Here is a 15274-nt window from a genome sequence, read left to right as displayed (position 1 = left end):
TTGACGGCGCTTTGGGCCGCCGCCGCAGGTCAGCCGGTACGGGCCCGGGGCGCGCCCGGTGGCTCAGCGCGCCGTCCGCAGCAGCGCGCGCACGGCGTCCGCGCCCGGGTGGTCGAGTCCCTCGAAGAGGGCGAGGGAGGACCGCCACGCCTCGCGCGCGCCCGCAGGGTCGCCGACGGCGCCCAGGACCTCGCCGAGCTCGCGCAGGGCGACCGCCTCGCCGTACCGGTTGCCGAGCCGGCGGAACCCCTCCTGGCAGCGGCGGCAGCATTCCAGGGCCTCGGTGTACTGGCCCATGGCGCGGTGGACGACGCCGAGGGTCTGCCAGGTGTACGCCTCACCGAGCCGGTTGCCCTCCGCCCGGTGCAGCCGCATCGCCTCCTCGCAGCAGGCGAGGGCCTTCTCGTGGTCGCCCAGATGGGTGTGGCACCAGCCGATGTTGTTCAGCGCGCCGCCCCATCCGGCCCGGTTGCCGGCCGCGCGCTCCAGTTCCAGGACCTGCTCGACGCAGCGGAGCGTGGCGCGGTAGTCGCCCTGCTGCTCGTACGACCAGCCGAGGGTCCGCAGGGTGTGGGCCTGGGCCGGCAGATCGTTCAGCTCGCGTTGCAGCTCCAGCGCCCGGGACAGCGCGTGCCGGGCCTCCTCGTGCCGGCCCAGCCGGATCGCGGCCCGGCCCGACTCGCAGTGGCACAGCGCCGTCCCGGCCCGGTCCTCCTGGCGCCGGGCCGCGGCGATGGCCGTGCGCTGGGTGGCCGCCCAGTCGTGCCAGCGTCCGCTGAGATGGAGGAAGTCGCCGAGGGAGAGCGGCAGTTGCCAGGCATGGGCGTCGAAACCGGCCGGGCCCGCCGCGTCGGTCACCGCGAGCAGGACCTGGTGCTCCGCCTCGAACCACGCCATCGCCTCCTCGTGCCCCTCCGGGTGTCCCGGTACGGAGCCGGGCACCGGGGGCGGCAGCGGCAGTTCGCGGCGGACCGGGGCGAGCCGCCGGGCCGCGACGTGCGCGGTGTGCAGGAAGTGGTCGAACAGGCGGTGCAGCGCCGCGGTGCGTTCCGCCGCGGTCTCCTCGGCCGCCGCCAGCCCGGCCGCGTAGGCGCGCAGCAGGTCGTGGAAGGAGTAGCGGCCCGGGCGGTGCTCGTCGATCAGGTGGACGTGGGCCAGTTCGGTCAGCGCCGCGGCGGCGTCCTGGACGGAGAGCCCGGCCAGCGCCGCCACGGCGGGCGCGGCGGCGTCCCGGCCGGGGTACAGCCCGAGCAGCCGGAAGACCCGGGCCGTACCGGCGTCCAGCCGGAGGTAGGACCACGAGAAGACCGTCCGTACGCTGCTCGCCGACTCGCCGGTTTCCAGCGCGTCCAGCCGCCCCCGGGTGCCGCGCAGTTCCGCCGCGACCGCGCTGAGCGCGAATCCGGGACGGCCGACGGCGCGGGCGGCGGTCACGGCGAGCGCCAGCGGCAGCCGGGCGCACAGGCCGATCAGCTCGGCCACCGCCTGCGGCTCCGCGGCGATCCGGTCCCGGCCGAGCCGGGCGACGAGCAGTTCGTGCGCCTCCTCGCGCGGCAGGACGTCCAGGCAGACCAGCCGGGCGCCGTCGGTGACGGCGAGACCGGCCAGCCGGGCGCGGCCGGTGACGACCACCGCGCAGCCGGCGCCGCCCGGCAGCAGCGGGCGCACCTGGTCGGCGTCGGCGGCGTTGTCGAGGACGAACAGCAGCCGGCGGCCCGCGGTCTCGGTGCGCAGCAGCGCGGTCCGCGCCTCCAGCGCGTCGGGGATGCGCTCCGGCGGCACCGCCAGGGCCTCCAGGAAACCCCGGATCGCCTCGCCGGGCGGCACGGGTCCTGCGGCGGAGCCGAAGCCGCGCAGATTCACGTACAGCTGGCCGTCCGGGAAGTCCGGCGCCGCGCGGTGGGCCCAGTGCAGGGCCAGCGCGGTCTTCCCCGAACCGGCCGTACCGGTGATCACGCGCACCGCCGGGCCCGTGCCGGGGTCCGCGTCGCCGGACGGCCCGTCCAGGGCCCGCAGTTCGGACCGCCGTCCGGCGAATCCGCTCACCCCGGCGGGGAGCTGACGCGGTGGCGTCGGCCCGGTCCGGGGCGGCCGGGCCGGGGGGCGGGGGCCGGGCCGGGGGGCGGCGAGCGCCGGGTCGCCGCGCAGCATGCGCTGGTGCAGTTCGCGCAGCGGGACGGACGGTTCGACGCTGAGTTCGGCGGTCAGCAGCCGGTGCACCTCGCGGTAGGCGTCGAGCGCCTCCGCCTGCCGCCCGGACCGGTACAGCGCGAGCATCAACTGCTCCCAGAGCCCTTCCCGGAGCGGGTGTTCGCGCACCGACTGCCGCAGCTCCGGCACCAGCGCGAGGTGCCGGCCGCAGACCAGGTCGGCCTCGACGCGGGCCTGGAGGACGTCGAGCCGCTGTTCGTCCAGGCGGGCCGCCTCCGCGTCCACCACCGGGCCGGGCGGGACGTCGGCGAGCGCGGGGCCGCGCCACAGGGCGAGCGCCTCCGCGAGCAGGTCCGCCGCGCGTTCGGCCTCGCCGGCCGCCAGCGCGGCCCGCCCGGACGCGCCGAGCCGGGCGAAGACGGCGGCGTCCAGATCGTCCTCGCCGTCGGGCACCACCTGGTAGCCCGGCGGCCGGGTGACCAGTAACCGGCCCTCGCGGTCGCCGAGTTCACGGCGCAGCCGCAGCACGTACTGCTGGATGAGATTGGCGGCGGCCCTGGGTTCGCGTCCGCCCCACAGCTCCGTCCCCAGCCGGTCCGTCGGCACGGGGGTGTCGCGCCGCACCAGCAGCGTGGCGAGCAACGCCCTCGGTTTCGCGGCGGAGATGCCGCGCCAGTGGGTGCCGTCGAATATTTCGAGGGCACCGAGGATACGGAAACGCATCCGGCCTCCCCCGCCGTCCGTACCGTGTGCGTGTGATCTTGCCACTGGCCGGAACGATGCGCCACGCGGTTGCCCCGACGGCCGGGGGGCCGCGCCGGGCCCGTCGGACGAGGAAGTCGCCGCAGACCTCTGTCATCACGGCTTACCCCTCAGTACATTGACAACATGTCTAATACGCAGCCAGCGGCGGTCGCGTCGGAGCGGATCGCGCTCAAGGCCCGCCGGGTCTCCTTCGCCTGGGACCGGACCCCCCTGCACTGGGTGCCCGGCGATCCGTTCACCACGCACACCATCAATGTGCTCCATCTGCTCCTCCCGGCCGGGGAGCGCTGGTTCATCCACGTCTACCGCCAGGTGCTGCCGTACATCCACGACGAACGGCTGCGACAGGACGTCATCGGCTTCATCGGCCAGGAGGCCGTGCACTCCCAGGCGCACGACGACGTGCTGCCGCACCTGCGCGAACTGGGCCTGGACCCCACCCCGTACACCGCGCAGATCGACTGGTTCTTCGAGAAGCTGCTCGGCGACCGGACGCTGCCGCCCGGACGGCCGCGCCGGTGGTGGCTGATGGAGCGGGTGGCGATCATCGCGGCGATCGAGCACTACACGGCGTTCCTCGGCGACTGGATCCTCAACGCCGACGAGCTGGACCGGCGGGGCGCCGATCCCACCATGCTGGACCTGCTGCGCTGGCACGGCGCCGAGGAGGTCGAGCACCGCTCGGTGGCCTTCGACGTCTTCACGCACGTCGACGGCGGCTACCGGCGGCGGGTGCGGACCTGGGCGACGGCCTTCTCCGCGCTGCTCTTCCTCTGGCAGCGCGGCGCCCGCTTCTTCATGGAGAACGATCCGAGCCTGCTGGACGGCAAGGCGTCCTTCGGGCAGTTCTACCGCGCCGGCCGGCGGGGCACCCTGCCCGCCACCCCGGCGATGCTGCGCTCCATCCCCCGCTATCTGAGCCGGTCGTACCACCCCTCGCAGGAGGGAAGCACGGCCCAGGCCGCCGCCTACCTCGCCCGCTCGCCCGCCGCCCTCGCGGCCGAGGCCCGTACGACGGAAGCGCGCTGACGATGAACCGCACCCCCCTGCCCCTGACCCGGCTGCGGACCGCCGCCGTGGTGGCCGGTGCCGCACTGCTCACCCGGCGGGCCCTGCGCCGGCGCATCGCCCGCTCCCCGCTCTGGCCGCTGCCCGCCCTGGACGAACCGATATCCGGCCACGCCCGGCGACGCCGCACCACCGCCGGGCGGCGGCTGCTGATCACCGGCCGGACCTCCCCCGCCGAGGGCGTCGTCCAACTGCGCCTGGAGGGACCGGACCTGCCCGCCTGGGAGCCGGGCGCCCATCTGGACCTGGTGCTGCCGTCCGGACTGGTCCGCCAGTACTCCCTCTGCGGCGACCCGGCCGACACCGGGGCGTACACCGTGGCGGTCCGGCTGGTCGAGGACGGCCGGGGCGGCTCGCGCGAGGTGCACACCGCGCTCCGGGAGGGCCGGGAGATCGAGGTGCACGGCCCGCGCAACCGCTTCCCCCTGACCGGGGCCCCGGCCCATCTCCTCGTCGCGGGCGGCATCGGCATCACCCCGATCCTGCCGATGGTGCGCGCACTGGCCGCCGCCGGGGCGGACTGGCGGCTGGTCTACGGGGGCCGCAGCCGGGCCACGATGCCCTTCCTCGACGCGCTGGAGCGGCTGGACGCGGGCACCGGCCGGGTGACCGTCGTCCCGCAGGACGAGGCCGGCCATCCCGACCTCACGGCGGCCCTCGCCGACACGGCCGAGGGCACGGCCGTCCACTGCTGCGGCCCGGAACCGCTCATGGAGGCCGTCGCCGCCGCGCTGCCGTCCGGCCGCACCCTGCACCTGGAGCGCTTCTCGCCGCGCGGCGACGACGCGGCGGACCGGACACCGTTCGAGGTCGAACTGCGCCGCACCGGCCGCACGGTGCCCGTCGCGGCCGGCGAGTCGGTGCTCTCCGCCGTCCGCGCGGAGGTGCCCTACGTGGCGTACTCGTGCGAACAGGGCTTCTGCGGCACGTGCCGACAGCGCGTCCTGGAGGGCGAGGTCGACCACCGCGACGAACTGCTCAACGACGAGGAGCGGCGCGACTCCATGCTGATCTGCGTGTCCCGGTGCCGGGGCGAGCGGTTGGTCCTGGACCTGTAGAACAGGGCGCCGGGGGCGGGTCGGTACGCTGGTGACCATGACGACGACCCCGGTGAAGCGCAGGATGGGCGTCGAGGAGCGCCGGCGGCAGCTGATCGGCGTGGCGCTGGAGCTGTTCAGCCGCCGGGCCCCGGACGAGGTGTCGATCGACGAGATCGCCGCCGCCGCCGGGATCTCCCGGCCGCTGGTCTACCACTACTTCCCCGGCAAGCAGAGCCTGTACGAAGCGGCGCTGCGGCGGGCCGCCGACGAACTGGCGGCCCGCTTCCTGGAACCGCACGAAGGCCCGCTGGGCGCCCGGCTGTTGCGGGTGATGGGGCGGTTCTTCGACTTCGTCGACGAGCACGGCCCCGGCTTCGCCGCGCTCATGCGGGGCGGCCCGGCGGCCGGCTCCTCCACGGCCAATGCCATGATCGACGGGGTGCGCCGGGCGGCCTGCGAGCAGATCCTCGCCCACCTCGGGGTCGAGGACCCGCCCGCCCGGCTGGAGCTGGTCGTCCGCTCCTGGGTCTCGCTCGCCGAGTCCACCGCCCTGATCTGGCTGGACGGCCGGCGCGTCCCGCGTGCGGAGCTGGAGACCCAGCTCGTGCACGACTTCGCCGCGCTGGCCGCTGTAAGCGCCGCGTACAACGAGGAGATGGCCGGCATCGTGCTCCGCGTCCTCTCCCAGGAGCCGGCCGACGGGCCCTTCGGCGACCTGCTGGCCCGGCTCTCCGCGCTGGCCCCCGCCGTCCCGGCGGTGCCGGCCCGCCGGCTGCCGGGCCAGGGCTCCTGAGAAGGCTGCGAGGGGGCGGACGGACCGCCCGCCCGGCGCCGGGCTCCGGGGCGCGTCGGCCCCGGGGCCCGGCGGTCCTCACCGCGCGGCGCGCCGCACCGAGACGAACGGCTGGGGCTCCGCGCCCTGCGCGGTCGAGGTACCGACCACCGTGAGCCCGCCCCGGCCCCCGGACACCCCGGTCGCCAGGTTCTCCGGGGGCGCCGAGGGGTCCGTCGCCCCGGGCCGGGCCAGGGCCAGGTCCTTCCACCGCCCCCGGGTCCCGGCGGCGCCGGTGGCGTCCGGGTCGAGCGGCGTCCAGGCCCAGGCCAGCGCGGAGCGCCGGGCACCGAGCGTCTGGCCCACGACGGCGATGCCGCCCCCGGGGCGGACGGTCAGGCCGAAGAGCCGTGCGTCCACGTCCGGCACGGGGACCCTGCGCCATCCGGTGCCGTCGTGACGGGCGGCCAGGGCGCGGGTCGTGCCGTCCTCCGGCGACCAGTCCTCGCCGACCAGCCACACATCGCCCTCGTCGGTCACCGCGAGGCTCTGGGCCTGGCCGGGAAGGTCCGTGACGCCGGGAACGCCGACCCGCTCCCAGGAGACCCCGTCGTAGTGCATCAGCAGCGGGGTTCCGCCGGAGCCGTCGTACCCGGTCGCCCAGACGTCGTGGTCGGAGACGGCCCGCACCGCGTTCAGGTACCAGTAGTCGCCGGGCAGTTCGGGGAGCGGGACGTCGCGCCAGGCCGTCCCGTCGAAGTGCCGGGCGATGCCGGCGGTCCGGGACTCGATGATCCAGCCGCCCTTGGCCTCGTTCCAGGTGCGCGAGACCTCGATCTGCGCGAGGCCCACGGCCCAGGCGCCTCCCGGGCGCGCGTCCACGTCGAGCAGGGAGCCGGACTCGGCCTTCTCCGGCAGGCCGGCCGCGACGACCCGCCACCCCTTGCCGTCGAAGTGCTGCGTGTAGACCCGGCCGTCGAGGACCGAGGTGTCGTCACCGACGAGCCACACGTCGCGGGAGCCGTTCGCGTCCATGGCGTTGACGCGGCTGCTGATCTCCCCGGCGACGGCCGTGGCGGGGGCGACCGGGGTCCAGGCGGCGCCCGGCTCGGAGCGCTCGGCCACCACCGGTCCGAACCGGGTCACCCTGCCCTCCTGCCGCACGGTGAATCCGGCCGCCCAGGTCCTCCCCCCTCCCATCGGCACGACGTCCATGAGGGTGGCGTCATGGAACGGCACCGACTCGCTCGCCCAGGCGGGAGCGGGCGTACCGCTCCCGCCCGCCGCGGTCGCGGGCAGGGGGGCGGACAGTGCGGCGATCAGAGCGGCCGCGGCCACGACGGCGCGACGGCTGGGTTTCTGCACGGGTGGTTCCTTCCGGAGACGGTCTCACCCGGTAAGTGCCCCGGCCCCGCGCCCGGGTTGCAGCCGATCCGCGAGACCTTCGCCGCTCAGAGCTTCCGGTACGACGGGTCCAGGTCGCGGGTCTCCGCCGACAGATGCGGTGCCAGTCCCTCGACGGGCCGGATGTGGGCGGTGAGCAGATCCAGCACGGCCTGGGTGAGCCGGGCCCGGACCTCCGGGGTGCGGCCGGGGAGCAGCGCGATCTCGACGTGCACGATCGCGTCGCCCTCGGGCGCGTCCGCGACCACGGTCTCCTCGACCCGCCGGAACCGGGTCTTGCAGGCGGCGATCTTGGTGGTGACGGTCTCCGCGATCAGGGGGTGCAGGGCCCCCGCGAAGCCGGGGCGGTCGAAGGCGTCGTCGAGTTCGGCGGAGTAGTCGACGGTGATCTGCGGCATGGCGGGCTCCTGGTCGGGGCATGGGGCGCGGAAGGGCGACCGCCCCACCCTTCACCGTCGGCGGCGGCCCGCACAAGCACGATCCACTACGTGAGCAACTGCCCCTGGAGCGCCAGGGCCAGGCCCGCCTCGGCGGTGTCGTTGCGGCCCCGTTCGAAGGCGCGGCGGTAGGCGGCGTCGCCGATGGCCGCGCGGGCGCGGCGTTCGCATGCCTCGCGGAGGGGGCCCAGCTCCGGGGTGCCGCGCTGGGGGTGGCCGACCATGCCCCAGTAGATCTGCCCGGTGCCGTAGACGCGGGCGGCCTCGGCGCCCTCGCCCTGGGCGGCGATGGCCGCGGCCAGGATGTCCAGTCCGAGGGCGATGCCGAAGCGGTCGCGGAGCCGGTGCTTGCCGGCGATCATGGCGCGGGCGTGGGCGGCGGCGGCGTCGGCGCGGTCCTGGAGCAGGGCGATGAGGGCGAGTTGGTAGTCGACGTAGCTGAGCGTCCATCCCTCGTCCCTGGCCTCGCAGGCGGCGCGCAGGACGACGGCGGCCTCGGCGGCCTCGTCGAGCCGGCCGAGGCCGATCAGGGCGAAGACGGTGATCATGTGGCAGCGCAGCCGGTAGGCGGTCTCCAGGGGGGTGCCGGCGCCGGTGGTGCTGAGCACCCGGTCCGCCTCGCGCAGGCCCTTCTGCGGTTCTCCGGTCATGAGGTGGGTGAGGCCGCGCAGATAGGCGGCGGCGAGGATGCCCTCGTCGGTGCCGTCCTCGGCGGCCGCGCGCAGGCACTGGTCCCCGACGCGTTCGGCGGCCTGGTAGTCGCCCTGGAGCATCTGGCAGATGCCGAGGACCCACAGGACGCGGGTGCGGTGGGGGCCGTCGGCGGGGCCGCGCTCCAGGGCGCGCTGGGCGTAGCCTCGGGTCTGCGGGAGGTGGCCGCAGCAGCACCAGAAGAAGCCGATACGGCCGGCCATCTCCTGGGCGGCCTCCGGGTCGTGGTCGAGGAGATGGTCGAGGGCGGCGCAGAGGTCGGTGTGGGACTCCGCGATGCGGTGGTACCAGTGGATCTGGTCGTCGCCGGTCCAGCCGGCGTGGGCGCTGCGGGCGAGCCGGAGGAAGCAGGCGGCGTGCCGGTCGGCGGCGGCACGCTCCTCCCCGAGTTCGGCGAGCCACATCCGGCCGTACTCGCGGATGCTGTCCAGCATGCGGTGGCGTACGCCGTCGCGGTCGCGGGCGACGACCGACTGGGCGACCAGGGCGCGCAGGGCGCCTCGGACGGCTTCGGGGGTGAGGGGCCCTCCGGCGCAGACGTCGACGGCGGTGTCCTCGTCGAAGTCGCCGCGCAGCACGGTGAGCCGGGCCCAGAGCAGGCGCTGGGCGGGGGTGCACAGTTCGTGGGACCAGCCGATGGTGGTGCGCAGGGTGCGGTGGCGCCGGGGCAGCAGGGTGGTGTCGGCGAAGACGTCGAGGCGGGAGCCGAGCCGGGTGGCGACCTCGCCGGGGCTCTGGCGTCCGACGGCCGCGGCGGCGAGTTCGACGGCGAGGGGGATGCCTTCGAGGCGCCGGCAGATCTCGGCGGCGGCCGCGGGGTCGTGGGGGGTGTCGGGGGCGGCGGCGGCCGCGCGGTCGCGGAAGAGGGCGAGGGCGGCGGCACCGGCTCCGTCCACGGGCAGCGGTTCCACCTCGACGCGCTGTTCGCCCTTGATGTCCAGGGGGCGCCGGCTGGTGGTGAGGACGGTGAGTCCGGGTGAGGTGGTGAGGATCTCGCCCAGCAGGTGCGCGCAGGAGGGGCGCAGGTGTTCACAGGAGTCCAGGACGAGCAGCAGCTGTTTGTCGGCGAGCCATTCGCAGAGCACGTCGATGGGGGTGCGCAGGGTGTGGTCGCTGAGTCCGACGGCGTCGGAGACGGTGGCCAGGAGCAGTTCGTCGTCGTGCAGCGGGGCGAGTCCGGCCCAGTGGACGCCGTCGCGGTAGAGGGATTCCACGCGGGTGGCCGCGCGGACGGCGAGCCGGGTCTTGCCGACCCCGCCGGGTCCGGTGAGCGTGGTCAGCCGGCCGGCGGAGAGGGTGTGGCCGATCAGTTCGAGCTCCGCCTCCCGTCCGACGAAGCTGTTGGTCTCCTCGGGGATGTTGCTCGCCATGGTCACCGTCGCTGCACAGCTGGATCGGCCGGTTCCGGCCCCGGGGTGCCCGCGCGGCGCCCTGGGGGCGGGGTGCGGGTCCCGGGGCCGGAACCGGCCGGGTGGAGTGGGAGGGGCGCGTCGGGGAGTGCGCTGGTGGGGCTCTCCCCGACGGGCTGCCCCTACGGTAGTCCTGTCGCGGTCAGCGCAGGGCGAACACCGCCACCGTACGTCCCGGAACGGTGAAGCTTCCCGAACTCCGCTCGTACGAGGCCCTCTTGACGGTAAGATCCGCGCCCGCCGCCTGGACGGGGTGGAGGGCGTAGCCCTTTCCGGCCAGGGCGCTGACCTTCTGGGTGGTGGTGCCGGGGGCGGCGTTGAAGACGACCACGAGCGAGCCGAGCCGCATGGTGATCACCCCGGGGGTCTCGCCGGTGCCGGAGAGCGGGAACGCGAGCCGGTCCTGCACCTGCGCGGCGGTGGCCAGGTCGAAGTCCTTCTCCGTGGTGCGGATGGTGAGCAGGTCCCGGTACGCGGCCGAGGCGCCGTTGATCTCCGCGCAGCCGGGGGTGAGCGCCGGATTCGCCAGCAGCGGCTTGGCGTACGGCCACTTGGCCTGGTTGTCGGCGGCCGGCGGCAGTCCGCGCCCGAAGCCGTTGCCGTCCCGGCAGTCCCAGTGCAGGGCGTTGAACCAGTCGCCGCTGTCGAAGGAGTTGCGGTCCAGCGACTTGGAGCGGAGCAGGTCGGTGCCGGCCTGGGAGAGGGACGGGCCCTGCGAAAGGGCGGCCGTCGCCATGGCGAGGACCTGCGTCCTGGCCCGGTCGGCGGCGGAGGTGCCCGCCGGGAGCTTGAAGGCCAGGGCGTCGTACAGGGACTCGTTGTCGTGGGCGTCGGCGTAGGCGAGGGCGTCACCGGGGGCGGCGGCATAGCCGGCCGGGGCGCCGTTGTAGTCGACGTCGGAGCCCTTCACGGTCTTCCCGGAGGTGTCGGTGAAGGTGTAGCCGGCGAGGTTGCCGGTGAGGCCGACCTTGATCAGGTCCTGGTAGTGGAGGAGGCGGGCCTTCTGCTCGGCCTCGGTGCCGTTGGCGGCCGAGGCGTTGGGGTCGGTGTAGAGGCCGGTGGCGAAGCCCTGGACGCCGGGGTCCTCGTCGAACGGGGAGCCGCCGCGCACGGCGTCGCGGGCCCGGTCGGAGAAGGTGGCGATGCCGGTGCCGGCCATGTTCTTCTGGGTGGCCTGGACGAAGCGGGCGTCGTCGGCGATCTCGCCGAAGTTCCAGCCCTCGCCGTACAGGATGATCTTCTTTCCGTCCACGCCGTCCTTGGCGACGGTCAGCGCGTCGAGGGCCTTGCGGACGGCCAGGATGTTGGCCTTGGGGTGGTGGCCCATCAGGTCGAAGCGGAAGCCGTCGACCTTGTACTCCCTGGCCCAGGTGACGACCGAGTCCACGACGAGCTTGCCCATCATGGTGTGCTCGGGCGCGGTGTTGGCGCAGCAGGTGGAGGTGGCGACGGTGCCGTCCTCCAGGAGCCGCTGGTAGTAGCCGGGCACGATCCGGTCGAGGACGGACTTCTCGTCCTGGCCGGAGGCGACGGTGTGGTTGTAGACGACGTCCATGACGGTGCGCAGTCCGGCGCCGTTGAGGCCCTGGACCATCCGCCGGAACTCGACGGTGCGCTTCGTGCCGTCCGGGTCGGAGGCGTAGCTGCCCTCGGGGACGGTGTAGTGCAGCGGGTCGTAGCCCCAGTTGAAGCCGTCCTTCGCGGCGGCCTTCGCCACGCACGCCTGCTGTTCGGCGGAGTCGGGGGCGTAGACGGACAGGTCGCAGGCGGGCTTCTGCTGGTCCTTCCTCTTCTCGGGGATGGTGCCGATGTCGAAGGCGGGAAGCAGGTGGACGTAGCTGGTGCCGGCCTCCGCGAGCCGCTTGAGGTGCGTCATCCCGTCGGAGCGGGTGTCGGTGAACGCCAGGTACTCACCGGGGTGCTTCGAGGTGGGGTCCGCGATGGAGAAGTCGCGGATCTGGAGTTCCTGGATCTGGGCGTCGCGCAGCGGCACGGCGGCGGGCTTGCGAAGGGTGTCCCAGCCCTTGGGGGCGAGGGAGCGGTCCGCCAGGTCCACGACGAGGCTGCGGGCCGAGTCGGCGGTCAGGGCCGTGGAGTAGGGGTCGGTGACCTTGTTGGTGACGAGCTTCCGCACGGTGGGCGCCCAGACGTCCACGACGTACCGGTAGGGCTTGCCCGTCCAGTTCTTCTTCCCGGTGACGGACCAGACGCCGGTACGGTCGTCGCGCCGCATGGGGACGGTCTTCCCGTCGAGTTCGAGGGCGACGGTACGGGCGGTGGGCGCCCACACCGAGAGGGTGGGGGTGCCGTGGCGGAAGACCGGGCCGAGGGCGGCGCCGCTCGCCCGCGCGCCGTAGAGGTCGTCGAGAACGCCGGCGCTCTGCACCCCGGTGGCGGCGAGCAGGGCGCCGTTGGCGGCGCGCTGGGTGGCGATCAGCTGGCCGCGCAGGGCCTCGCGGACGCGGTCGCGGTCCCGGGCGTCGACGGTGAAGGCGGGGTAGTCCTTGAGGTGCGGGTACGCCGCCTTCTGGGCGTCGGTCAGCGCGGACGGGGTGAGGCGCAGCCACTGGCCCTCGTCGCTGAGGGCGCCGTCCTCGACGGTGATGCCGCCGCGCGGGGCGTACACGAGCTGCTGGCTGGTGGCCTCGGTGGCCTTGACCTTCCAGACGACGGTGCCGGCGTCGATCCACTGCGCCTCGGCCTTGGTCAGGTCGGGCGTCGGGACGCCGCCGGCCTGCGGGAGCAGGTAGCCGGCCCGGCCGCCGAGCAGCCAGACCTCGTGGCCGTACGTGGCGAGGTCGAGGGACTGGTCGCTGGGCAGGTCCTTCTCGTCGCCCCGGTGCAGGATGTAGCTGAGCGCGGTGGCGCCCTCGGTGAGCGGGACCTCGAAGGTGAGCCCGGAGGCGTCCTTCTTCACGGGCTGGAGCGGCTTGGCCCAGTCGGTCGGCTCCTTGGCACCGGTCCAGGTGTGCAGGCCCCAGCCGTCGTAGTCGCCGTCGGCGCGGTAGTAGTGCAGCACGGCCTTGGTGGTGTCCTGCGCCGGGTAGGCGCCGTCCGGCGCGGTGTCGGCCTGGCCGTCCTGGCCCTGCGCGATCCACACCTCACCGGTCTTCGCCAGGTCCACGCTCCGCTCGGGCCCGTCGGCGGTCCCGGACCTCTCGACGGTGTACGGGACGGTGGCGGCGCCCTCCGGCACCTCGACCCAGGCGAACGCGCCGTAAGCGTCGCGCCCGGCGAAGGCGGCGGTGGCCGTGCCGGACCTCAGCCGCCAGCCGTCGTAGTCGCCGTCGGCGCGCCGGTAGTGGACGACGGCGTAGTCGCGCTCGACGGCCACGGGCTTGGCCGGGGCGGGTGCCTGTCCGGCGGTGGAGGAGGCGGTGGCGCTCGCGGTGCGGCCGGTGCGGTCCACCACGACGGCCTTGTAGCGCAGGGGCGTTCCGGCGGTCGTGTCGCTCAGCGTCTGGGTGACCGTGTACGGGGCGTGGTCGGCGGTGCCGAGGGTGGTCCACTTCCCGTTGCCGGTCTGGGCGGCGAAGACGACCCGGTTGAGGGAGCCGCCGTCCACGTCCGCGGTGATCTCGACGGTGCCGGTGGCACCGGCGGCCGGGGCCTTCAGCGTGAGGGAGGGCTTGGCGGCCGGGGCCGCGAGCGGCTTCGCGGCGCGGAGCACGAGGCTCGACAGCGCCGGGACGGTGACCGTGATCCTCGTGTCGGCGCCGCTGCGGACGGTGCCGGAACCGCCGTACAGGGTACGGAAGTCCATGCGGGCGGACTCCGTGGGCAGCTCGACGGTCTTCGCGGAGGTGCCGTTGTTGACGGCGACCACGTACTCGTCGCCGCGCGCCGCGTCCGTCCGCGAGAAGGCGTAGACGGAGCCCTCGGCGTACCGCTCGGTCTGCACCCCGTCGCGCAGCGCCGGATGGTCCCGGGTGAGCTTCGAGAGGGCGGCGATGGAGCGGTAGAGCGGGTGCGTCGGGTCGTAGGCGTCGGAGGCGTGGGTGCGGTCGGTGCCCAGCTCGTCGTCGTCGAGGTAGTCGGCGGTCTTCGAGGCGAACATGGTCTGGCGGGCGTCCTTGTCGCCGCCGGCCCCGGTGAAGCCCTGCTCGTCGCCGTAGTAGACGACGGGGTTGCCCCGGCTGAGGAACATCAGCTCGTTGGCCAGCTCCGCGCGCTCGACCAGCTCCGCGTCACCGGCCTTCGGGTTGTCCTGCTTGAGGAAGGTGCCGATGCGGCCCATGTCGTGGTTGCCGAGGAAGGTCACCTGCTCGTAGGCGTTGGCCTTGTCGGTGGTGTAGCGGTAGTCGTCGCCGAAGACGGCGGCGAGCTTCGAGGCCGGGGCGCCCTGGGAGGCGAACTGACGGGCGGCCTCCTGGAACGGGAAGTCGAGCGTCGCGTCCAGCCGCCCCCGGGTGACGTAGGGCGAGGTGATCGCGGTGTCGGCCGAGTAGACCTCGCCGAACATGAAGAAGTCCTCGCGCCCGCGCTTGGCCGCGTAGGCGTCGAGCGCGGTGGCCCACTGGGTCCAGAAGTCCAGGTCGACGTGTTTCACGGTGTCGATCCGGAACCCGTCGATGTCGAAGTCGCGGACCCACTTCTCGTAGATCTTCTCCATGCCGGAGACGACCTCGGGCCGTTCGGTCCACAGGTCGTCCAGCCCGGAGAAGTCGCCGTACGTGGTGGACTCGCCGGCATACGTGGAGTCGCCCCGGTTGTGGTACATCGTCGGGTCGTTGAGCCAGGACGGCGTCTTGCCGCCGCCGCTCACCGGCTCGTACGGGAAGGAGTCGGCGTCCACCTTCGCCATGCCCGCCGCGTCGTCGAAGGGGCGCCCGTCGCGGTCGAGGTAGGGGTAGGCGCCCTTGGGCCGGTAGCCGTAGGTCTTCTCGGCGTAGTCGACGGTGTCGGCGGTGTGGTTGGTGATGACGTCGAAGAAGACCTTCATGCCCTTGGCGTGGGCCTTGTCGATCAGCTTCGTGAGGTCGGCGTTGGTGCCGAAGTGCGGGTCGACCTGGGTGAAGTCGGTGATCCAGTAGCCGTGGTAGCCGGCCGAGGCGTCCTTGCCGGTGCCCTGCACGGGCCGGTTCTTGAAGATCGGCGCCAGCCAGATCGCGGTGGTGCCGAGCCCCTTGATGTAGTCGAGCCTGCTGCTCAGCCCCTTGAGGTCGCCGCCCTGGTAGAAGCCCTTGTCGGTGGGGTCGTAGCCCGTCTCCAGCCGCGAACCGGTCAGCCCGCCCCGGTCGTTGCCGGGATCGCCGTTGGCGAAGCGGTCGGGCATGACGAAGTAGAACTGCTCGCGGGTCAGATCGTGCCGGGCGGGCTGGGCGGCCAGCTCGGCGTCCGACGGCGCGGCGGGCGGCCGGGCCGCGGCGGCGGGCAGTGCGGGCACCAGGGCCGCGCACAGGGCGGCCGCGACGACGGCGGGTGCCGTTCTTCGCGCGGGCACGCGCAGGGACGGACGTGTCACTCGGCTCTCCTCGGAGGGGTACGGGATGTGCGGGGCCGGACGGACCGCCGGGA

Annotated in this window: 8 protein-coding genes; 3 read left to right on the top strand and 5 right to left on the bottom strand. The window is 74.2% G+C overall.

The features are described from left to right. Positions 1-63: 63 nt before the first annotated feature. Positions 64-2874, bottom strand: a complete 2811-nt coding sequence (locus ACWCXC_RS03980; RefSeq protein ID WP_450886481.1) for a BTAD domain-containing putative transcriptional regulator — start codon at positions 2872-2874, stop codon at positions 64-66. A gap of 165 nt (positions 2875-3039) precedes the next feature. Here ACWCXC_RS03980 and ACWCXC_RS03975 point away from each other — a divergent pair, with 165 nt between their 5' ends. The 3 genes from ACWCXC_RS03975 (at position 3040) to ACWCXC_RS03965 (ending at position 5817) form a co-directional block, all read left to right on the top strand. Continuing rightward, positions 3040-3945: a metal-dependent hydrolase gene (locus ACWCXC_RS03975; protein ID WP_450682324.1), complete on the top strand. Its 906-nt coding sequence runs from the start codon at positions 3040-3042 to the stop codon at positions 3943-3945. Positions 3946-3962: 17 nt separating this feature from the next. Next, complete coding sequence (locus ACWCXC_RS03970) at positions 3963-5042, top strand: PDR/VanB family oxidoreductase (protein ID WP_450886670.1); 1080 nt, start codon at positions 3963-3965, stop codon at positions 5040-5042. A gap of 64 nt (positions 5043-5106) precedes the next feature. Continuing rightward, positions 5107-5817 (top strand): TetR/AcrR family transcriptional regulator, encoded by a 711-nt coding sequence (locus tag ACWCXC_RS03965; protein ID WP_450682338.1) that lies wholly within the window; start codon positions 5107-5109, stop codon positions 5815-5817. A 78-nt stretch (positions 5818-5895) separates the two neighbouring features. Here ACWCXC_RS03965 and ACWCXC_RS03960 read toward each other — a convergent pair whose 3' ends face one another. The 4 genes from ACWCXC_RS03960 to pulA all read right to left on the bottom strand — a co-directional run bounded on the left by ACWCXC_RS03960 (position 5896) and on the right by pulA (position 15221). Then, positions 5896-7161, bottom strand: coding sequence for a hypothetical protein (locus ACWCXC_RS03960; protein ID WP_450886479.1), 1266 nt, complete (start codon positions 7159-7161; stop codon positions 5896-5898). Positions 7162-7247: 86 nt separating this feature from the next. Further along, a complete protein-coding gene (locus ACWCXC_RS03955; protein ID WP_450682326.1) occupies positions 7248-7598 on the bottom strand; it encodes a 5-carboxymethyl-2-hydroxymuconate Delta-isomerase in 351 nt (116 codons plus the stop codon). Between the two features lie 86 nt (positions 7599-7684). Beyond that, positions 7685-9718 carry an ATP-binding protein gene (locus ACWCXC_RS03950; RefSeq protein ID WP_450682327.1) on the bottom strand — a complete coding sequence of 678 codons (2034 nt, stop codon included), beginning with the start codon at positions 9716-9718 and terminating at the stop codon, positions 7685-7687. Positions 9719-9899: 181 nt separating this feature from the next. Then, positions 9900-15221, bottom strand: coding sequence for a pullulanase-type alpha-1,6-glucosidase (pulA, locus tag ACWCXC_RS03945; RefSeq protein WP_450886476.1), 5322 nt, complete (start codon positions 15219-15221; stop codon positions 9900-9902). Positions 15222-15274 lie beyond the last annotated feature (53 nt).

Source organism: Streptomyces sp. NPDC001515, assembly GCF_053597115.1.
Note: the sequence above shows the minus strand (reverse complement) of the source record. Positions and strands in the feature narration are given on the sequence as shown.

Bases quoted from the DNA above. Each gene is read 5' to 3' on its own strand.
- ACWCXC_RS03965 (WP_450682338.1), top strand. From the start codon at position 5,107: ATGGGCGTCGAGGAGCGCCGGCGGCAGCTGATCGGCGTGGCGCTGGAG.
- ACWCXC_RS03980 (WP_450886481.1), bottom strand. From the start codon at position 2,874: ATGCGTTTCCGTATCCTCGGTGCCCTCGAAATATTCGACGGCACCCAC.
- ACWCXC_RS03955 (WP_450682326.1), bottom strand. From the start codon at position 7,598: ATGCCGCAGATCACCGTCGACTACTCCGCCGAACTCGACGACGCCTTC.
- ACWCXC_RS03950 (WP_450682327.1), bottom strand. From the start codon at position 9,718: ATGGCGAGCAACATCCCCGAGGAGACCAACAGCTTCGTCGGACGGGAG.
- ACWCXC_RS03975 (WP_450682324.1), top strand. From the start codon at position 3,040: ATGTCTAATACGCAGCCAGCGGCGGTCGCGTCGGAGCGGATCGCGCTC.